20 protein-coding genes and 1 tRNA gene are annotated in these 17,988 nt (G+C 65.8%); 7 read left to right on the top strand and 14 right to left on the bottom strand.

Features of this window, described 5'->3' with window-relative positions:
* Nucleotides 1-214: 214 nt before the first annotated feature.
* The 4 genes from V5F68_RS16185 to V5F68_RS16170 all read left to right on the top strand — a co-directional run bounded on the left by V5F68_RS16185 (nucleotide 215) and on the right by V5F68_RS16170 (nucleotide 4,483).
* Entirely contained in the window at nucleotides 215-1,780 is a 1,566-nt protein-coding gene (locus V5F68_RS16185; protein WP_394014052.1) for a hypothetical protein, read from the top strand.
* Nucleotides 1,781-1,889: 109 nt separating this feature from the next.
* A complete protein-coding gene (locus tag V5F68_RS16180; RefSeq protein WP_394014051.1) occupies nucleotides 1,890-3,020 on the top strand; it encodes an alpha-D-ribose 1-methylphosphonate 5-triphosphate diphosphatase in 1,131 nt (376 codons plus the stop codon).
* A 90-nt stretch (nucleotides 3,021-3,110) separates the two neighbouring features.
* Nucleotides 3,111-3,833, top strand: coding sequence for a DUF1045 domain-containing protein (locus V5F68_RS16175; protein ID WP_394014050.1), 723 nt, complete (start codon nucleotides 3,111-3,113; stop codon nucleotides 3,831-3,833).
* Complete coding sequence (locus V5F68_RS16170; protein WP_394014049.1) at nucleotides 3,830-4,483, top strand: LbetaH domain-containing protein; 654 nt, start codon at nucleotides 3,830-3,832, stop codon at nucleotides 4,481-4,483. Before V5F68_RS16175 ends, V5F68_RS16170 begins: the two co-directional genes overlap by 4 nt.
* A gap of 28 nt (nucleotides 4,484-4,511) precedes the next feature.
* Here the strand turns inward: V5F68_RS16170 and V5F68_RS16165 are convergent, their stop codons facing one another.
* The 6 genes from V5F68_RS16165 to cpdR all read right to left on the bottom strand — a co-directional run bounded on the left by V5F68_RS16165 (nucleotide 4,512) and on the right by cpdR (nucleotide 8,467).
* Nucleotides 4,512-4,952: an NfeD family protein gene (locus V5F68_RS16165; RefSeq protein ID WP_394014048.1), complete on the bottom strand. Its 441-nt coding sequence runs from the start codon at nucleotides 4,950-4,952 to the stop codon at nucleotides 4,512-4,514.
* A gap of 6 nt (nucleotides 4,953-4,958) precedes the next feature.
* Nucleotides 4,959-5,942: an SPFH domain-containing protein gene (locus tag V5F68_RS16160; RefSeq protein WP_394014047.1), complete on the bottom strand. Its 984-nt coding sequence runs from the start codon at nucleotides 5,940-5,942 to the stop codon at nucleotides 4,959-4,961.
* 314 nt (nucleotides 5,943-6,256) lie between these two features.
* Complete coding sequence (hemH, locus tag V5F68_RS16155; protein WP_394014046.1) at nucleotides 6,257-7,330, bottom strand: ferrochelatase; 1,074 nt, start codon at nucleotides 7,328-7,330, stop codon at nucleotides 6,257-6,259.
* 121 nt (nucleotides 7,331-7,451) lie between these two features.
* Nucleotides 7,452-7,775 (bottom strand): heme-degrading protein HmuQ, encoded by a 324-nt coding sequence (hmuQ, locus tag V5F68_RS16150; protein WP_348844418.1) that lies wholly within the window; start codon nucleotides 7,773-7,775, stop codon nucleotides 7,452-7,454.
* Between the two features lie 182 nt (nucleotides 7,776-7,957).
* Nucleotides 7,958-8,032: transfer RNA gene (locus V5F68_RS16145), tRNA-Val, on the bottom strand.
* Nucleotides 8,033-8,104: 72 nt separating this feature from the next.
* Nucleotides 8,105-8,467, bottom strand: a complete 363-nt coding sequence (cpdR, locus tag V5F68_RS16140) for a cell cycle two-component system response regulator CpdR (protein WP_348844419.1) — start codon at nucleotides 8,465-8,467, stop codon at nucleotides 8,105-8,107.
* A 177-nt stretch (nucleotides 8,468-8,644) separates the two neighbouring features.
* Here cpdR and V5F68_RS16135 point away from each other — a divergent pair, with 177 nt between their 5' ends.
* Nucleotides 8,645-9,535, top strand: coding sequence for an N-formylglutamate amidohydrolase (locus tag V5F68_RS16135; protein ID WP_348844420.1), 891 nt, complete (start codon nucleotides 8,645-8,647; stop codon nucleotides 9,533-9,535).
* A gap of 1,077 nt (nucleotides 9,536-10,612) precedes the next feature.
* Entirely contained in the window at nucleotides 10,613-11,395 is a 783-nt protein-coding gene (gene hisN, locus V5F68_RS16130; protein ID WP_394014045.1) for a histidinol-phosphatase, read from the top strand.
* A gap of 6 nt (nucleotides 11,396-11,401) precedes the next feature.
* On the opposite strand, the gene V5F68_RS16125 is transcribed toward hisN, so the two are convergent.
* Both V5F68_RS16125 and V5F68_RS16120 read right to left on the bottom strand, forming a co-directional pair.
* On the bottom strand, nucleotides 11,402-12,352 hold the full coding sequence (locus V5F68_RS16125) for an alpha/beta fold hydrolase (protein ID WP_394014044.1): 951 nt from the start codon (nucleotides 12,350-12,352) through the stop codon (nucleotides 11,402-11,404).
* Nucleotides 12,353-12,467: 115 nt separating this feature from the next.
* A complete protein-coding gene (locus tag V5F68_RS16120) occupies nucleotides 12,468-12,848 on the bottom strand; it encodes a hypothetical protein (protein ID WP_394014043.1) in 381 nt (126 codons plus the stop codon).
* Between the two features lie 258 nt (nucleotides 12,849-13,106).
* Here V5F68_RS16120 and V5F68_RS16115 point away from each other — a divergent pair, with 258 nt between their 5' ends.
* Entirely contained in the window at nucleotides 13,107-13,565 is a 459-nt protein-coding gene (locus V5F68_RS16115; RefSeq protein ID WP_348844424.1) for an Hsp20 family protein, read from the top strand.
* Nucleotides 13,566-13,640: 75 nt separating this feature from the next.
* Here the strand turns inward: V5F68_RS16115 and V5F68_RS16110 are convergent, their stop codons facing one another.
* From V5F68_RS16110 to V5F68_RS16085, 6 genes are all read right to left on the bottom strand, one after another.
* Nucleotides 13,641-14,927 carry an SGNH/GDSL hydrolase family protein gene (locus V5F68_RS16110; RefSeq protein ID WP_394014042.1) on the bottom strand — a complete coding sequence of 429 codons (1,287 nt, stop codon included), beginning with the start codon at nucleotides 14,925-14,927 and terminating at the stop codon, nucleotides 13,641-13,643.
* Nucleotides 14,928-15,099: 172 nt separating this feature from the next.
* Nucleotides 15,100-15,591, bottom strand: coding sequence for a F0F1 ATP synthase subunit B family protein (locus V5F68_RS16105; protein ID WP_348844426.1), 492 nt, complete (start codon nucleotides 15,589-15,591; stop codon nucleotides 15,100-15,102).
* A gap of 83 nt (nucleotides 15,592-15,674) precedes the next feature.
* On the bottom strand, nucleotides 15,675-16,376 hold the full coding sequence (locus V5F68_RS16100) for a F0F1 ATP synthase subunit B (RefSeq protein ID WP_394014041.1): 702 nt from the start codon (nucleotides 16,374-16,376) through the stop codon (nucleotides 15,675-15,677).
* A gap of 72 nt (nucleotides 16,377-16,448) precedes the next feature.
* Nucleotides 16,449-16,676: a F0F1 ATP synthase subunit C gene (locus tag V5F68_RS16095; protein ID WP_348844428.1), complete on the bottom strand. Its 228-nt coding sequence runs from the start codon at nucleotides 16,674-16,676 to the stop codon at nucleotides 16,449-16,451.
* Between the two features lie 57 nt (nucleotides 16,677-16,733).
* The gene (locus V5F68_RS16090) at nucleotides 16,734-17,486 is read right to left on the bottom strand and encodes a F0F1 ATP synthase subunit A (RefSeq protein WP_348844429.1); all 753 of its coding nucleotides are present in this window, start codon (nucleotides 17,484-17,486) and stop codon (nucleotides 16,734-16,736) included.
* 85 nt (nucleotides 17,487-17,571) lie between these two features.
* Nucleotides 17,572-17,958, bottom strand: coding sequence for an AtpZ/AtpI family protein (locus V5F68_RS16085; protein WP_394014040.1), 387 nt, complete (start codon nucleotides 17,956-17,958; stop codon nucleotides 17,572-17,574).
* Nucleotides 17,959-17,988: the final 30 nt, after the last annotated feature.

Below are 17,988 nucleotides of genomic sequence, written 5' to 3'. Positions count from 1 at the left end.
GCAAAGTCGAACGGTTTTTATCGCGCCCTCGCGCGGCGGGCCGGCAGGGCTGGAGAAGCCCGCCCGGTCACAAAACAGCGATTTGGAACCGTTACAGGGAAAGCCGGGAAAACCCCCTCTGGCAGGTCATGTATCCAACACATTTCCCGGCCTAACCGTGTTAAGCGCGGGGCGGGCGCTTTTCCTTCCTTCCGCCTTCCCTTAGGATAAGTTGATGTCGACCTCACGCCAACATGCGAGACGCGCGCTCGATTTGCGGCCCCGCTATATCGCGCTGCTCTTCGTTATCTGCCTTCTCATGGTGGCGATTCCGATTCTCACGCATCCGATTCCCCCGCTGTCGGATTATGTGAACCACCTCGCCCGCATGCATGTGATCGCCTCCGTGCCGGGCGACCCCGACCTGTCGCGCTTCTACTTCATCGAATGGCGCGTGATTCCCAATCTGATGGTGGATCTGGTGGTGCCGATCTTCGCGCGGGTGATGAATGTCTATGCGGCGGGCGAGGTGTTCACCCTCGCCACCTTCGCGCTCATCGCCTTCGGCACCATGCTGCTGCATCGCGCCTTGTTCGGCTCCTGGTCGGTCATCGCCCTGCTGGCGTTCCCGCTGCTCTACAACAGCGTGTTCCTGGTCGGCGTCATGAACTACATCTTCGGCATCGGCCTGTCGCTGGTGGCGCTGTCCTGCTGGGTCCTGCTGCGCGACAAGGCGTGGCCGTGGCGCTATCTCGTCTCCTGCCTGTTCGTGCTGATGCTGTTCTTCTGCCATCTGGTGGCGACCGGCATCTATGGCATCGGCATCCTCTCGTATGAGCTTTACCGCCTGTGGCAGCGTGCCGAAGGACCGCTGCGCGTGCGCATCGTCCGCTTCGTCACCGCCGGCTTTCCGTTCGCCCTCACCTTGCCGCTGATGCTGGCCAGCCCGACCCTGCGACTGGCAGGCCAGGACTGGTGGGAGCCGCGCGGCAAGATCGACGGCGTCGAGATGGTGGTGAACGTCTATTACGACTATGTCGCCTTTGCCCTCACCGGCATCGTGCTGCTGGCCGCCCTGTGGGCGGTGCGCCATCGCCTGATCCGCCTGCATCCGGTCATCACGCCGCTGCTGATCGTGAGCGGCGCAATCTATCTGGCGCTCCCGCGCACCTTCTTCGCCACGTACATGGCGGATCAGCGCATTCCGATCGCCATCGCCTTCATGGTGATCGCCTGCATCCAGGTGGACCTGCGCCACCGCCTCGCGCGGCGCGGCTTCGCGGTGGTCCTGCTGCTGCTGTTGGCTGTGCGCGTCGGGGAAGTGCAGCTGGTCTGGGACCGGCTGTCGCAATGGACTGTCGCCTTCCGTGCCTCCGTGGATGAGATCAAGCGCGGCTCCAAGGTGCTGGTCGCCTATGCCGATCCCATGGGCGGGTACGACGTGCGCGACCTCGGCCTCGTGCATGCTGCGTGCCTGGCCATGATCGAGAAATCCGCGCTTGTGACCACCGCCTTCACCGTGCCCGGCAAGCAGATCCTGCGCGTGCGCCCGCCTTATAAAGACTGGGTGGACACCGAGGACGGCACCCCGCCGACTCTGGAACAGATGTTGCTCTCCTCCGAGGAGCCGACGGCGGACGGGCCGCGCTATTGGGACCTGTGGCCCCAGCATTTCGACTATGTCTATCTGCTGTTCACGGAGCCCAACGACAAGAACCCCGATCCGGACGAGATGAAGCTGATCTATAGCGGCGATCGCTTCCAGCTCTATCAGGTGGTGAAGACAAAGCCGGAATCCTGATTGCGGGTCACCGCGCCGTCATCCATCTATGACAGACGATTCCGGAAACAGGGCGCCCGGCGCCGCGGCTCGCGCTGCGGTGCGCGCGCCGCGCCATCGAAAGGCCGTGATGGAGACCATTCTGACCCATGCGCTCCTCGTGTTCGAGGACCGCATCGCGCCTGGAACATTGGTGGTGCGCGAAGGGCGCATCCATGATCTGAGCGAGGGGCGCTCCCAGCTTCCCGCCGCGCAGGATTGCGGCGGCGATTTTATCGCCCCCGGCCTGATCGATCTGCACACCGACGCGCTGGAAGGCCATTTCGTGCCGCGCCCGAAGGTGATCTGGCCCGATCCGCGCGCCGCCGCCCTCGCCCATGACGGGCAGACCGTTGCCTCGGGCATCACCACGGTGTTCGACGCCATCTGCGCGGGCGGGTTCGACCAGGCGAAATCCGTGCGCCGCGAATTGTTCACCGTGATGCTGGAGGCGGTGGAGCAAAGCGCCCCGCTGTTCCGCGCCGACCATCATATTCATCTGCGCTGCGAGCTCACCGACCCGTCCGTGCTGGAATTGGTGGAGCCGCAGCTCGGCCGCGAGCGGCTCTCGCTCGCCTCCCTCATGGACCACACGCCCGGCACTCGCCAATGGCGCAACGTGGAGCATCTGAAGACCTTCCTCTCCGGCATCGGCAAGAGCGCCGAGGATGTGGAGCAGGAAGTGCTGGAGCGCACCGAGCGCGGCCGCGCCGCGGTGGCGGAAAATCATTCCCGGCTGGCCGCCCTGCTGCGCGACACCGGCATCGTGCTGGCGAGCCATGACGACACCGTGCCGGCCCATGTGGCGATGGCGCAGGACGCCGGCTGCACCATCTCTGAGTTTCCCACCACCATGGAAGCGGCGCGCGCGGCCCATGCGGCGGGCCTCACCACCATCGGCGGCGCGCCCAACGTGGTGCGCGGCGGCTCCCATTCCGGCGGGGTCGCCATGAAGGATCTCGCGGCCGCCGGCCTGCTGGATGCGCTGGCCTCCGATTATGTGCCCGCGAGCCTGCTCCAGGGCGCGCTCGCGCTCACCCGCCAGGGCCTGGGGTTGCCGCAAGCCATGTCATTGGTCACGGCGCGCCCGGCGCGCATGGCCGGGCTCGACGATCGCGGCCGGCTGGAATCCGGCCTGCGCGCCGACCTGCTGCGCTTCCGCCTCCATGGGGAAACGCCGGTGGTGCGCGAAGTGTTCGTCGAAGGCGCACGGGTGTTCTAAATAGCCATGGCGCACCTTGCACGTGCGCAACCCGGCCTTAGTTTGGCGCGCCGTCCGCGCCTGCTGCGCCGGTTCTGAACGGGGGGTCGAATGTCGCCGCGCTATGCCATCTATCTTGCGCCGCCGGGCGACAGCGCCCTCTGGAGCTTCGGCTCCGGCGTGCTCGGCTATGACGCCCTAACCGGCGCCGAGCTCGCGCCGCCTGCGCTCGCCGGCTTCGACGATGAGACCTGGCACGGCCTGACGCAGGACCCGCGCCGCTACGGCTTCCACGGCACGCTGAAGGCGCCCTTCCGCCTCGCCGAGGATCTCGACGAGGCAGACCTGTTCGCAGCGGTCGCGGCGTTCGCCACCGGCTATCGCCCGTTCGAATTGCCGCCGCTGGAGGTGCAGGCGCTCGGCGCATTCGTGGCGCTGGTGCCGACGATACCGGTGCCGGCGCTGCTGGATCTGGCCGCCTGCGCGGTGGTGGAACTCGACGGCCTGCGCGCGCCCCTGACTGCGCAAGAGGTGGCGCGGCGCCGACCCGAGCGGCTGTCCGCCCGCCAGCTGGAACACCTTCAGCGCTACGGCTATCCCTATGTGCTGGAGGATTTCCGCTTCCACATGACGCTGACGGATGCGCTCGACGAACCGACCTGCGCGCACGCCGTCAACGCCTTGTGCGAGGCCTATGCCGCCAGCGGCGCGCATCTTCCGGTGCTGATCGAGGATATCGCGATCTATCGCCAGTCCGAGGCCGGCGAGCGCTTCCGTATTCTTCACCGCGCGCCGCTGGGCGGCGTCGAGCCCGCGCAGGATCTCCCGGCATGAGCCCGCAAGCCCCGAAAAAGCTCGGCCTCGCGCCGCTGATCCACGAGAGCGCGCAGGTGCGTGCCTCGACGCTCGGGCGTTACACCGAGGTGGGTGCGCGCACCAAGCTGCTCGAAGTAGAAATGGGCGATTATTCCTACGTCGCCAACGATGCCGACATCGCCTATGCCAGCATCGGCAAGTTCTGCTCCATCGCGGCGATGACGCGGCTCAACCCCGGCAATCATCCCATGTGGCGGGCGAGCCAGTCGCATTTCACCTATCGGGCGTCGGCTTATTTCGACGACGCGGCCGATGAGGCGGATTTCTTCCAATGGCGGCGCGACCATCATCTCCACATGGGGCATGACGTGTGGGTGGGCCATGGGGCGGTGATCCTGCCCGGCCGCACCATCGGCACCGGCGCCGTGATCGCGGCGGGGGCCGTGGTGAGCAAGGACGTGCCGCCCTATGCCATCGTCGCCGGCGTGCCGGCGCGCATCGTGAAATGGCGCTTTCCCGAGGATATCGCCGCGCGGCTCCAGGCGCTCGCCTGGTGGGACTGGCCGCACACCGCCCTGCGGGCGGCGCTGGAGGATTTCCGCAGCCTCTCCATTGAGGCTTTCCTGGAGCGCTACGAGGCCGCGGCGGTGGACGAGCCGCAGCCCTGACCGGATTTCGCGTGCGCCGGCCGCGCGCTCAGGCCGGCTCCACGCGCAGCACCGGGCCGTCCGCCGCCACCACCTTCACCTGGGCGCCCACGGGCAAATCGGGGCCTTCCACGCGCCAGATGGTGTCGTCGATGCGCACCCGCCCGATGCCTTGCTGGATCGCGTGCTCCAGCGTGAATACGCGCCCCACATAGCCTTCCGCCCGGCGGTTGAGAAACGGGCGGTCGCTCGCCTTGTCCGGCTTGGGGGTGATCTGCCGTGCGATCAGCACCGCCACGAGGGCAAGCCCCGCGAACACGATCACCTGCGCCTGCCACGAGAGCACCATGAGCAGGGCCACGCCCCCCGTGGCGAGCGCGGCGAGGCCGAGCCAGAGCAGGAAGACGCCGGGCAGAAACACTTCGGCCAGCAGGAGCAGGCCGCCGATGACGAACCAGCTCCAGCTGGATTGTTCGAGCCATTCGCCCATGGCGGCTCAGGCGTCCCGCGCCGGGCGGGCGGCGGGGCCGGTGGGACCCGCGCGTCGGATGGATTTTCCGTCCTCGCCGCCGAACGCGCCGCGCGCGATTTCCCCGATGCCGGCGAGCGAGGACAGCAGCGCCGTGCCCTCGTAAGGCATCAGCACCACCTTCTGATTCGGCGCGCCGGCGAGCGTTTCGAACGCCTTCACATACTTCTCGGCGATATAATAATTGAGCGCGGCGGGATCGCCCGCCGTGATGGCGGCGGAGAGCATCTGCGTCGCCTTGGCATCGGCCTCGGCGAGGCGCTCGCGCGCCTCCGCATCGCGATAGGCGGCTTCGCGCCGGCCTTCCGCTTGCAGGATCTGCCCCTGCTTCTCGCCCTCCGAGCGCAGGATTTCCGACTGGCGCTGGCCCTCGGCCTCCAGGATCACCGCGCGCTTCTCGCGCTCGGCCTTCATCTGCCGGCCCATGGCGGCAACGAGATCGGCGGGCGGGACGATGTCCTTGATCTCGATGCGGTTGATCTTCACGCCCCAGCTCGAGACCGCGGCATCCACCACCCGCAGCAGGCGCTCGTTGATCTCGTCGCGGTGAGAGAGCAACTGGTCGAGGTCCATGGACCCCATGACGGTGCGGATATTGGTGGTGGTCAAGGCGATGATGGAGGTGTCGAGCAAGGTGACTTCGTAGCTCGCCTTGGCGGCGTCGAACACCTGGTAGAACACCACCCCGTCCACCGAGACGGTGGCGTTGTCCTTGGTGATGACTTCCTGGGTCGGCACATCATGGACCTGCTCCATGATGTTCACCTTCTTGCCGATGGTGTCGATGAAGGGGACGATCAGGTTGAGGCCGGGATAGAGCGTGCGCGTATAGCGGCGGAACCGCTCGACCGTGAATTGGTAGCCCTGCGGCACGGTCTTCACGCCGGCGAACACGACGGCGATGACCAGGACCAGCAGAACCAGCACGAACGCATTCAGTCCGAACGGCATGGCATGTCTCCCCGCGCATCGCCCCGTTTCGAGGCGGCCGGCGGATATGGGCACGCCCATCGCCCTGCCGCAAGCGCGCGGTGCGCAGCGGCGGAACAAAGGACGATCCGAGCCGGCGCAGCGATTCGGACGCGGTTCGTTCCCCGGCCGTTCGGATCTCCCGGCGCGGCCGTCCCGCAGCGGGACAGGGCGGGGGGAGGGAGAACGAAGCGCGTTTTCCCGAAGGCAGCGATTCGCGCCCGGTTCGTTCCCGGCGCGTTCGCAATTGGGGCGCGGACCGTCCCGCCGCGGGACAGGCGGGGCGGAGCACCCGCTCAGCCGGCGATCCAGCCCGACAATTCGCGCCGCACCACGGCCTCGATCACCCGCATGCCCTCGGCGCTGTCGTTCAGGCACGGGATGGCTGCGAATTTCTCGCCGCCATTGTGCTTGAAGATCTCGGCATTCTCGACGCCGATCTCCTCCAGCGTCTCCAGGCAATCGGCGGTAAAGCCGGGGTTGACGATGGCGAGCCGCTTCACGCCGCTCTTCGCCAGCGCCTCCACTGTCTTGTCCGTATAGGGCTGCAGCCATTCCTCAGTGCCGAAGCGGGACTGGAAGGTGAGACGGAATTTCTCCTGGGAGAAGCCGAGCCGCGCGCGCATGAGGCGGGCCGTCTTCGCGCACTGGCAATGATAGGGATCGCCCTTCAGCAGATAGGATTTCGGCACGCCGTGGAACGAGGCGAGGATCACCTCCGGCTCGAAATCCAGCTGTGCCAGATGCCCTTCCAGCGCCGCGCAGGCGGCCTCGATATAGACCGGGTCGTCGTGCCAGGGGGGAGCGACGCGCAGGATCGGCTGCCAGCGCATGGTCTTCAGCTTATCGAACGCCTTGTCGCAGACGGTGGCGGTGGTGGCGGCAGCATATTGGGGATAGAGCGGCACGAGCAGGATGCGCTCGCAGCCGGCCTTCTGCAGCGCCTCGATGCGCTCGCCGATGGGCGGCTTGCCATAGCGCATCGCCCAGTCCACCACGATGCGCCCGTTGGTGCCGTTGAGGCTTGCGGCGAGCTTCTCGGCCTGGGAGCGCGTGATGGTCTTCAGCGGACCCTCGTTGCGCTCCTTGTTCCAGATGCTCTCGTAATCCTTGCCCTTGGGGCCGGGCCGCTTGGTGAGCACGATGGCGTTGAGGATGAACCACCATAAAGCGCGGTTCACCTCGATGACCCTTTTGTCCCAGAGAAATTCCTTCAGATAGGCGCGCATGGACCAGTAATCGGTCGCTTCCGGCGTGCCGAGATTGACCAGCAGCACGCCGATGCGCCCATAGGACACGGGCGGATGGTCCTTTGGGAAATGGGTGGCATCGCCGAACGGTGCGGCTGCGGGGGCGGGGTACGGGGTCATGGTCTCTCCTCTTGCGAGGCGAGATGAGGCTTTGCGGGCGCAAGGTCAATGTGAAACGCAGCCGCGCCGGACGGCGGCCGCGTTCACCATTGCGCCAGCGCGTTCCGGTACCGCCGCAGCCTCAGGCCGCGTTCGGCGTCAGCGCGAGCACGGATTCGAAGCCCTCGAATTCCGGCGGGCCGATGTAGTTCACCTTGTTGGTGCCGGCGCTCGCATGCGCGGCGCGGAACGCCTCCGAGCGGGTCCAGCCCTCGAAATCCGCCTTCGAGGCCCAATGGGTGTGGGAGGCATAGAGGGTGTAATCTTCCTTCTGCGGCCCCTTGAGCAGGTTGAAGGCGACGAAGCCCGGCACGGTGGCGAGATAGCTGTCGCGCTCGCGCCAGACGCGCTCGAACTCGGCCTCGGATCCCTGCTTCACCTTGAAGCGGTTCATGGCAATGTACATGCGTCTCTCCTGATCCCACCCCGTCGGCCCACGGACCCGCTGGCGGCGCGGCCAGCGGAGGGCGCGGCGCTGCGGCGCCGTTGAGCAACGGGCGCGTCACGCTAGGGGAGAAAGCAGCGGCGCGCGCGCATGTCCAGACGCCGCGGCGCAAATCAGAATCGGTATAATGAAAGGCTTCCGGATGGTGGGCGCGACAGGGATCGAACCTGTGACCCTCACGATGTCAACGTGATGCTCTCCCGCTGAGCTACGCGCCCATCCGTTGGAAGGAGGCCTCTATATCGGCAAGTTTTAAGCGATGCAAGGCGTCGGCGGCGGATATCCCCCGCTCACGCCGCAGCCAGCATTTTTCCCACTTCGAAAACCAGATCGCGCAGATGAAACGGCTTGGAGAGCACCTTGGCCTCGCGTGGGGCTTCCACGTCGGCGTTCAGCGCCACGGCGGCAAAGCCGGTGATGAACATGACCTTGAGATCGGGATCGAGCTCGGTTGCGCGCCGAGCAAGCTCGATGCCATCCATCTCCGGCATGACGATATCGGTGAGGAGCAGCTCGAACGGCTCTTCCCGCATACGTTCATAGGCGGAACGGCCGTTGTCGAAAGAGGCCACCTGGTAGCCCGCATTTTGCAGCGCCTTCACCAGAAAGCGGCGCATGTCATTGTCGTCTTCGGCGAGCAGGATCTTCGACACGCCTTCGTCCCCTTGTTACATGTGCCGCGCCGTCGGCGTACTGGCAGCAGCGTCCATGGCTTGTTTCGCGCATTCGGGTAAATTCGAAGTGAACCTTCTCACCTCTTCCCAAAACACCGCCGCGCCGGGCATCATGAAGCGGGCCGCCGGCTCACCCGTCGATCATTTGAGCCAGCGATGACAGCCTGCCTAGCCGATACCATCGATCCGGCCTTCGATATTCTGCTTCCCGAGGCGGTCACGGCGCCGTTCGTGTTCAACTCGCCGCACAGCGGACGAATCTACCCGCGCGCCTTCATGGAGCAGACGCGGCTGGATTTCGATACCTTGCGCCGTTCCGAAGACAGTTTTGTGGACGAATTGTTCGCGGACGTGGTCTCCGCCGGCCTGCCGCTGATGCGGGCGCTGTTTCCGCGCGCGTTCCTGGACCTGAACCGCGAACCCTACGAGCTCGACCCGCGCATGTTCGAAGGCCGCCTGCCGGCGTTCGCCAACACCCGTTCGCTGCGGGTGTCGGGCGGGCTCGGCACCATCGCGCGCGTGGTGGGCGAGGCGCAGGACATTTATTTTCGTCGCCTCACGGTCAGCGAGGGGCTGGAGCGCATCGAGACCTTCTACAAGCCCTATCATCAGGCGCTGCGGCGCCTCATCACCCGCACCCATCGCACGTTCGGGGCGGTCGTGCTGGTGGATTGCCATTCCATGCCCTCCGGCCCGGGCCGGGAGGAGGGTGGGCGCGCCGACATCGTGCTGGGCGATCGCTATGCCACGAGCTGCGCCGGCTTCATCACCGATGCGGTGGAGCAGGAACTGACCGCGCGCGGCTATGCGGTGGTGCGCAACAAGCCCTATGCCGGCGGCTACATCACCGAACATTACGGAAATCCGGCGGCCGGCCTGCATGCCGTGCAGATCGAAATCAACCGCGGTCTCTATATGGATGAGGCGAATTATCAGCGGGCCGCGGATTTTTATCGTGTTCGCGCAGACCTTTGCGCGGCGATGGCGGGTGTTGTGGCTCGCACGGCGGAAGCTTTGACGGGGCCGCGGGCGGCCGCCGCCGAATAAGGCATAAAAAAGGTGCCTTGCGTTTTTCGAATGGCAGATATACGAATTTGCGCACGGGGCGATTTCGTAGAGAGATAGCCCTCGGAGACCGATTGCCTCGATGCAGCCGGCTCAAAAAGAAAGGGGCCGCCCGCAGAGCGAACGGCCCAAGTCTAGGGAGGAAACGCCCAAGGAGGGCAGCGACACAGCGACGCCAATCGCCATGTCGCAATGCAGCAATAGCCCATTGCGGTGCCAAAAATCAAGTGGTCCTTTGTCGCACTCTTGTATACCAGGATAAGGCTTTGGATTTTAAAGGTTTTAAGCCGCAGAAGGGTGGGTTCGGCGCGGCTTTTGAGGCTGTATCGAGCCAAAATAATCGACTCAATCCCGTCTAAAACGGCCTGAATGGCTGCAGTGCGCCGCACGCGTGTCATTTGAGCCACAGTCCGGCAGGCGAAAACGGCCTTTCCGGTTGCTGGAATAGGTTTTCCGATACCGTCATGGACGGATGGGCAAAAGCAGCCTCGAAGCTGCAGGCCGCCACGCAGGGGGCGGCACGATCCGGCGTCTCGCCAAGGAGTCGGATCGGAATACGGGTTTGCGAGGGGAAAGACGGCCGCAAAGGCCGCAAAAGAAAGGGGCCGCTCACGAATTTCGGAGCGGCCCAAGTCTAGGGAGGAAACGCCCAAGGAGGGCAGCGGCATCGCAGCAAGCAATACCGCGCCGCATCAATATGAGCCCCTTCCCCATAAGCATCAAGCCGGCTCTCCGCTCATATTTTAAGCGTGCACACGAAGTGAACTCTCGTTATTTTTCAAGGGGTTGAAAATAGTCGCTCAATGCTGGGGCGACTTTACGAAAGGAAATGGCGCGCAATTGACCTCGCGTCGGGTCGCTGCGCCGGCTTTCCGGCAGGCCGATTCTAATCCTTTCAACTCACACCCCGCCGTTTTCCGCGCCCGCGTCTCGCCTGCGCCGCGGCGCCGTCGTCTCCGGGGCAGGGGCCTTGGCTGGACTGCATCTCCCGATGGCCGGCGCGCCTTCTCCTGCGGCGCGAGTTGCTCTAAGCATGGCGCGCCCCTCGGAGAGCTGCCCATGACCGCCGTCGCCATTGATGCTTTCGTTCATCAGCTCGCCACGGAATCGGGCCGCGCCATCCTGCCGTTCTTCCGCACCGCCATCGGCGTGGAGGACAAGAGCGGCGGCAAGGCCTTCGACCCGGTGACCGAAGCCGACCGCGCGGCCGAGCAGGTGATGCGCCGCCTCATCACCGCACACTTCCCGACGCACGGCATCATCGGCGAGGAATTCGCCAATGAGCGCACCGACGCGGCCTATGTCTGGGCGCTCGATCCCATTGACGGCACGAAATCCTTCATCGCCGGCCTGCCGGCCTGGGGCACGCTGATCGGCCTGCTGAAGCACGGCAAGGCGGTCTACGGCATGATGCACCAGCCCTTCATCCAGGAGCGCTTCTTCGGCGACGGCGCCTCGGCCCATTACCAGGGGCCTGCGGGATCGCGGGTGCTCACCGCGCGCGATTGCCGGCGGCTGGAGGATGCCGTGCTGTTCACCACCAGCCCGCGCCTGATGAATGGCGAGGACCGCACCGCTTTCGAGCGGGTGGAGGAAAAGGTGCGGCTCTCGCGCTACGGCGGCGATTGCTATGCCTATTGCATGGTCGCCGCCGGCCTCGTCGATCTGGTGATCGAGACCGGCCTGCAAGACCATGATGTGATCGCCCTCGTGCCGATCATCGAGGGGGCGGGCGGCATCGTGACGAGCTGGGAGGGCGGCTCACCCGTTGCCGGGGGACGCGTGGTTGCGGCCGGCAGCGCGGCTGTTCACGCGCAGGCGCTCGCCGTCCTCAACGGCTGAGATGCCTTAATAGGGCGTGCTGCCGGGGATGAAGGCGTCGAATGCGGCCCAGAATTGGGCGCGGAAGACGTCGCGCTCCATCAGGATCTCGTGTCGGCTGGCCGGCACCACCACTTGCGCACCGGCGATCAGCCGTGCCGCCATGTGTTCGATGGCCGCATTCGAAACGATCCTGTCGGCGCCCGCGGCGACGATCAGCAGCGGTTGGCGGATGAGGCGGATGGTTTCCGGCGCCATCAGGTGCGCCATGCACTCATAAGCGGCATTCATCCAGCCGATGGTCGGAGCGCCGAGGCCGAGCTGGGGATGGGCCTCGACGATCTCCGCCGCCCGCGCATAGCGGTTGGGATCGGAGGTGACGGGGTTGCGCGCGAACGGGCCGGCGGTGCTCGCCCGGCTGCCGCCACCGGGTACGAACGCGCCGGCAAAGCCCAGATGCGCCAGGACCCGTGCCGTCGGCCGCAGCAGGGAGGAAAATCGCACCAGCTGCAATTCCACCATGGGAGAAGTGAGCACGGCGCGATCAAACCAGCGGTGCCCGGCGAGCACGGTTTCGAGGAAGACGGCGCCGCCCATGGAATGGGCCAGGGCAAAATGCGGCGCGGGGCAATCCGGCAGCACCACCTCCCGCACGAAGGCCACGAGATCACGCTGATAATCGGCGAAGCTCGCCACATGGCCCTTGCGGGGATTGCGCAACAGGCGTTCCGAGCCGCCCTGTCCACGCCAATCGAGAATCGCGACGGCAAAGCCGCGCGCCCGCAGTTCGCGCACCACCTCGAAATATTTCTCGATGAACTCCGTGCGGCCGGTCAGAATCGTCACCGTGCCGCGCCGCGGCGTCCCTTCCACGGGCAGCCAGCGGGCGAAGCGGATGCGGACGGCATCCTCGCTCGTCACATGGCCGCTCACCGCGCCTTCGGGCACCGGATTTGAAGCTATCGGGTAGAGGGTCATGAAGCGCGCCGGCCCGAGAAACTGCACAGGGCCGGCCGCCGCGCCTTCTCAAAGGAGCGCGAACGACCGGCATCTCAGTGCGATACACGCTCCTCGCGCGCGCGACAACGCGTGCTCAATAGCGCGTGTCGCCAAAGCCGATCACGACCACGCCGCTGATGTCGCCGGTCGCGGCATCGACCACCAGGCGCACGCGTTCGCGTCGCGGCCCCGTGGCTTCGCAGATCACGTTGCCGCCTTTCTGGTGCACATCGCTGAAGCGGGAAAAGCCGCGTGCGCGCAGGCTGTCCAGCAGGGCCGTGAGATTGGCCGGCTGGTTCTTCTGCGGCGTGTGGCCGAGATAGGGCGCATAAGCCGGGGCCGGCGTGCCGACGCCCGGCGTCGAGCCATCGCGAAACGGCGCACCGAGTGTGAGCCCCACCACCTGCGCCTGTGCGGTGGTCAGCATGCTCATCAGCAATACGGTGGCCACACCCAGGGCAACAGAATGCCACATCCGCATATCTCCTGGAGAGAGTGCGTGATTCAGGCCGGTGCCCCATTCCGACATTCCAATTATAGACCCAATGGGTGAATGCTCGCCAACAAAGCCGTTCAGACATTGTTCATCTGGGCGCGCCTTCCGGCGCGTCCCGGCCCCTCTTGACGCGGAAAATGCCCATTCCCACATGGATGACAGCGCCGGTCATCACGACGGCGCGTTCATTGGGCCCGGCTTCGGCGAGCCCTGCATGTCGCTTAAGGAGGATATGCTATGCGTCTTGATCTTGCTCCCCTGTATCGCAACACCGTTGGCTTCGACCGGGTGTTTTCGCTTCTGGATGCCGCTGGCGGCGTCGAGGCGGCTCCCACCTATCCGCCCTATAATATTGAGCGGACGGGCGAGAACGATTATCGCATCACTGTAGCGGTCGCCGGCTTTACGCCGAGCGAGCTGTCCATCGAGGTGAACGAGAACGTTCTTACCCTGCGCGGCGAAAAGGCGGCCGAGGAAGCGTCGGAGAATGCCCAGGTGCTGTATCGCGGCATCGCCGCCCGTGCCTTCGCGCGACGCTTCCAACTGGCCGACCATGTGGAAGTGAAGGGCGCGAGCCTGGAAAACGGCCTGTTGCACGTGGAACTGGTGCGCAACATTCCCGAGGCGAAGAAGCCCCGGACCATTGCCATCAGCTCCGGCGTCTCGCCCCAGGTGCTCGAGGCCAAAGCGGCCTGATCGCTTCGGCGGTGAGCGGCGCTCCGGCCAGGGCCGGAGCGCTTCAGACGGCGTGCCGAAAGGCGCGCCGTTTTTCTATTGGGGCGGGGCCTGGACGGGATTAGCCTCGTCCGCGCTTGGCGCCGCCACAGGCGCAGGGGTGGCCGCAGCGCCGGGCGGCCAGGAATAATCGTCCGCGCGGCCGCGTACGGTCGGCATGGGCGTGCCTTCGAGCAGGGCACGCGCCGCATCGTTCGGCTGGAGCTTCACCGGAATCGCGTTCGCATTCCCTGCGTTGGGACCACCGGCCAGGGTGCTGGCGCCGCGCGCGATGTCGCTGAGCGACAGTGGGCCGCGCGAGCCGTCCTTGCCGGCCTCCGGCGATTCTTCGATTCGCGGCGTCTCGGTGAGGAAGCGCGTCAGGTCCTTCTGGGTGAAGAAGGCGAGCTTGCGGGCGCCAGCGCGGGTGAACCGCACGCCGTCATTGAACCTCAAGCGTCGCCGCTGGCCGTCGACCGCCGCGCCGGAGGCGGCATATTTCCCCTCTTCGTCCACGAAGCCGTCCCACACCGGGGCGAAGACCACATTCGCGCGCACGGCCTGGGCCCGCAGCACGTCGTTCAGCTTCTCATAATCCGCGAACAGGGACGCATTCTGCACCGGCGCGAGGCCGACCAGGATGATATTGCCCGTGCGGGCGCGCAGGGCGCCGAGCACATCGGCGACCCGCTTGGCATAGAGTTCCTGCCAGCGGTCGGTCAGCGGCTCCACCTTGGTATCGCCATCGGCGATGGGCTGAAGGTCGTTGGATCCCAGGGCAACCACCACCCCATTCGGGCGGGCGGCGGCGATCGCCTCGGGCCCCTTGGTGAGCCAGTCCGTGCCGCCCGGCGGGGTTGGGGCGAGAAAGCCGCTTTCATCGTCTGTCACGCCGATCACGGCGGGGCTGCTGCGGTCGGTGACATAGGCATCCGCCAGCCCTTGGGCGAGTTGGGCGGCGAGCCTGTCTCCGATAACCAGCACGAATTTGGTGGGCGGCTGCTTCTTTCCTTCCACGGCGTCGGCGAGCGATCCGTGCACCACGCCTTCGGGCTCCGGCGGCGGGGCGACCCGCTTGGGGGCGGGAGGCTGCACGGGCACGGTCTGACGCGGTGGGGCGAACCAGCCGCCGAAAAGATTGAAGGGTTGGGCCGCGCCGGCCCCGGGTACGGACGCGGGCGGCCGCAGATCCTGCGCGAATGCGGCGGGCGAGGCGGACAGAAACGCGAGAGCGAGCAGCGCGATTGCCGCAACCGGAAACCGCAGGCGGGCGCGCCCGATCCCGACGCGGCCGAGGAGCGTAAGGCCGAGCGAAAGCGCGAAGAGCGGCTGCGAGCGTTTCATGTCTCAGCTTTGACGCAGGAGGGCGGCTGTTTCAAGACCGCGGCGGCGGTGCGGAGCGCACGGCGCGTGTCCCGCTCCAACAAAAAGGCCGCCTCGGAGAGGCGGCCGATTATGCTGGCGAAGGCTGTGGCCTGTTTCACGGGCCGGGGCCCGTGATCAGTTGGACAGAAGCTCAGTTGAGCTTGGCCTTCACATCGGAAATGGCGCTGCCGACGAGCCGGTCGGCCAAATTGCCGGTGACGCTGCCGGTGAGCAGGTGCTCGGCGGCCTTCACGGCGGCATCGGCGGCGAAAGCCTTCACGTCGGCGACGGCCTGGCTCTCCGCTTGGGCGATCTTCTCTTCCGCCATGCGGGTGCGGCGGGCGATGAAATCTTCCAGCTTGGCCTTGGTCTCGGCGGCGAGGCGCTCGGCTTCGGCCTTGGCTGCGGTGACGATGGATTCAGCTTCGGCCTCGGCCTCGCGCTGCTTGCGCTTATATTCGGCCACCAGCTTCTGGGCTTCTTCCTTCAGGCGCCGGGCTTCGTCCAGCTCGGCGGCGATGCGGGTGCCGCGGCTGTCGAGCGCGCCCGCAATGCTGCGATGGACACCGGCATATAGCAGGATCGCCACGAAAACGACGAAGGCAATGGCGACCCAAAGCTCCGCGAGTTGCATCTCGTTCATGGCAGTCCTCGATCGCCCGTCTTCTCGATTTCAATCCCTTGCGGTGCCTGCTGCACCACAAGGGCTCTGCTGAATTGCTCGGTTCAGGCGGCCTTGCGGCTGAGAACCTGATCCACAGCGCTTTCGGTGTCGTGCTGGGCGGGGGTGGTGCCGACCAGGGTGTTCACGATGGTCTGCGCGGCGTCCACTGCAATGCCGCGCACATGGGACAGCGCATTGGTCTTGGTGGCGGAGATGCGCGCCTCGGCCTCTTCGAGCTTCACCGTGAGGGCCGCTTCCAGGCTCTTGCGGTTGGTCTCGGTCTCGGCATTGAGGCGGTTGCGGGCCTCGCCAGCGATGGCATTGGCCTTGCTGCGCGCTTCCGTCAGCGCCTTTTCATAGGCGATCTGCGCGGCCTCGCTTTCGGCGCGACGCTGGGATGCCTCGGCCAGATCGCGGGCGATCCGGTCATGACGTTCCTCCAGAATCCGGCCGATCCGGGGCAAGGTGACCCGGCTCATCAGGAGATAGAGGACGCCGAAGCTCACGGCCAGCCATGCCAGCTGCGAGCCGAAGGTGGCGGGATTGAACGGCGGGAACCCGCCTTTGTGCTCGCCATTGCCGGCCGCCTCGCCGACGATCTCGGCCACATGGGCGCCGGTGGACGCACCATGATCCTGCTGCGCCACAACGCTCCCGGCCTGGCCGGACGAAGGTTTAGCGCTGTCCGATGCCACCGCCGGAGCCGCCGCGAGGGCCAGTCCCGTCAGTGCGGCTGCAACAGTCAGCTTCCATGTCTTGGTCATGGCTCGCCCGCCCGTTTCTTGTCCATCAGGCTCCGGGCGAAGGCCCGAAGCCGCATTTCTCTCGGTCGCGGATCAGGCGACGAAGAGCAGAACCAGCGCGACGACCAGCGAGAAGATGCCGAGACCTTCCGCGAGCGCGGCGCCGATGAAGGCGCGGGCAAACTGGCCATCGGCGGCCGAGGGGTTGCGCAGGGCGCCGGAGAGGAAGTTTCCGAAGATGTTACCGACGCCAATGCCGGCCAGGCCCATGCCCAGGCAGGCGATACCGGCGCCCAGGAACTTTGCAGCATCCGCTTCCATTGTTCTGCTCCTTAGAAAACACGCTAGGGGTATTGAGGTGGCGATGGCGGTTCGGGATCAGTGCCCCGGGTGAACCGCATCGTTGAGATAGATCGAGGTGAGAACCGCAAACACGTAGGCCTGCAGCACCGCGACCAGAAGCTCGAGCGCGGTGAGCGCCACGATCATGAAGAAGGGCAGCGTCGCGCCGAACATGCCGGCGATGCCCGCCGAGGACAGGCCGACGACGAAGAAGGCGAACACCTTCAGCGCGATATGGCCGGCCAGCATGTTGGCGAACAGACGCAGCGACAGGCTGATGGGGCGCGAGAGGAAGGAGACCACCTCGATCAGCACCACGAACGGGAGCAGGAAGCTCGGCACGCCCGAGGGCACGAACAGGTGCAGGAAGTGGGTGCCGTGGCGCCAGAAGCCGTAGATCACCACGGTGCCGATCACCAGCAGCGCAAGGGCGGCCGTCACGATGATATGGGCGGTGATGGTGAAGGTGTAGGGCACGAGGCCGATGACGTTCGCTACGAACACGAACATGAACAGGGAGAACACCAGCGGGAAGAACACCATGCCTTCGTTGCCGGCGGAATCCCGCACCATCTTGGCGATGAATTCGTAGCTCATCTCCGCCACCGACTGCATGCGGCCCGGCACCAGGGTGCGGCCACGCGTGGCGAAGGTGAGGAACAGGAAGATCGCCCCGACGATGCCGATCATGAAGGCGGAGGCGTTGGTGAAGGAGAACGAGACGCCGCTGACCCTCAGCAGGTCCGCGTAACGTTGCACTTCAAACTGGTGGATCGGATCAATGTTCATCCGACTCGCCTCTGTCTCAAGCGGCTCGCGAGAGCCGTGCCAAACGAACGGCTTGCGCCGCGAAAAACGATGCGACCCCTCAGGCTCACGCCTTCGGGCCGCTTTTTTTGCCGGTCTCGCCCGCCGCCCGCAGCATGTTCATCACGCCGGCGCCGAACCCAACCAAAGTGAAAACAAGCATTCCCCAGGGCGCCACGTCGAAGACGTTGTCGATGCCCCAGCCAATGAGTGCCCCCACCAGGACCCCGGCAACGAACTCCGATCCCAAACGGAAGGCCATGGCCATTCCAGAGGATGTGGACGTATCGTTCCGTGAACCCGCCGGCTGCGATTGGTCTTTCGGCCGAGCCTTGTCAAGCGCGGCATTGAGCCGCTGAAGGCGTTCGGAGAGAGCGGAATCCGCCTCTTCGTTCGCCTGCTTTCCAGGTCGCCCGTCAGGTGTCCGATGATCGGAGCCCGAACCGTCCGGCATGCTGAAAACTCCGGCTTCGAAGGAAGAAGG

The organism is Roseixanthobacter pseudopolyaromaticivorans (assembly GCF_043195145.2).
Lineage (GTDB): Bacteria > Pseudomonadota > Alphaproteobacteria > Rhizobiales > Xanthobacteraceae > NCEH01.
The sequence above is the reverse complement of the archived record's forward strand: the minus strand, read 5'-3'. Positions and strand labels throughout refer to the sequence as shown.

Coding starts and splice junctions, on each gene's coding strand:
- V5F68_RS16185 (WP_394014052.1), top strand. CDS start 215: ATGTCGACCTCACGCCAACATGCGAGACGCGCGCTCGATTTGCGGCCC.
- V5F68_RS16180 (WP_394014051.1), top strand. CDS start 1,890: ATGGAGACCATTCTGACCCATGCGCTCCTCGTGTTCGAGGACCGCATC.
- V5F68_RS16175 (WP_394014050.1), top strand. CDS start 3,111: ATGTCGCCGCGCTATGCCATCTATCTTGCGCCGCCGGGCGACAGCGCC.
- V5F68_RS16170 (WP_394014049.1), top strand. CDS start 3,830: ATGAGCCCGCAAGCCCCGAAAAAGCTCGGCCTCGCGCCGCTGATCCAC.
- V5F68_RS16165 (WP_394014048.1), bottom strand. CDS start 4,952: ATGGGCGAATGGCTCGAACAATCCAGCTGGAGCTGGTTCGTCATCGGC.
- V5F68_RS16160 (WP_394014047.1), bottom strand. CDS start 5,942: ATGCCGTTCGGACTGAATGCGTTCGTGCTGGTTCTGCTGGTCCTGGTC.
- hemH (WP_394014046.1), bottom strand. CDS start 7,330: ATGACCCCGTACCCCGCCCCCGCAGCCGCACCGTTCGGCGATGCCACC.
- hmuQ (WP_348844418.1), bottom strand. CDS start 7,775: ATGTACATTGCCATGAACCGCTTCAAGGTGAAGCAGGGATCCGAGGCC.
- V5F68_RS16135 (WP_348844420.1), top strand. CDS start 8,645: ATGACAGCCTGCCTAGCCGATACCATCGATCCGGCCTTCGATATTCTG.
- hisN (WP_394014045.1), top strand. CDS start 10,613: ATGACCGCCGTCGCCATTGATGCTTTCGTTCATCAGCTCGCCACGGAA.
- V5F68_RS16125 (WP_394014044.1), bottom strand. CDS start 12,352: ATGACCCTCTACCCGATAGCTTCAAATCCGGTGCCCGAAGGCGCGGTG.
- V5F68_RS16120 (WP_394014043.1), bottom strand. CDS start 12,848: ATGTGGCATTCTGTTGCCCTGGGTGTGGCCACCGTATTGCTGATGAGC.
- V5F68_RS16115 (WP_348844424.1), top strand. CDS start 13,107: ATGCGTCTTGATCTTGCTCCCCTGTATCGCAACACCGTTGGCTTCGAC.
- V5F68_RS16110 (WP_394014042.1), bottom strand. CDS start 14,927: ATGAAACGCTCGCAGCCGCTCTTCGCGCTTTCGCTCGGCCTTACGCTC.
- V5F68_RS16105 (WP_348844426.1), bottom strand. CDS start 15,591: ATGAACGAGATGCAACTCGCGGAGCTTTGGGTCGCCATTGCCTTCGTC.
- V5F68_RS16100 (WP_394014041.1), bottom strand. CDS start 16,376: ATGACCAAGACATGGAAGCTGACTGTTGCAGCCGCACTGACGGGACTG.
- V5F68_RS16095 (WP_348844428.1), bottom strand. CDS start 16,676: ATGGAAGCGGATGCTGCAAAGTTCCTGGGCGCCGGTATCGCCTGCCTG.
- V5F68_RS16090 (WP_348844429.1), bottom strand. CDS start 17,486: ATGAACATTGATCCGATCCACCAGTTTGAAGTGCAACGTTACGCGGAC.
- V5F68_RS16085 (WP_394014040.1), bottom strand. CDS start 17,958: ATGCCGGACGGTTCGGGCTCCGATCATCGGACACCTGACGGGCGACCT.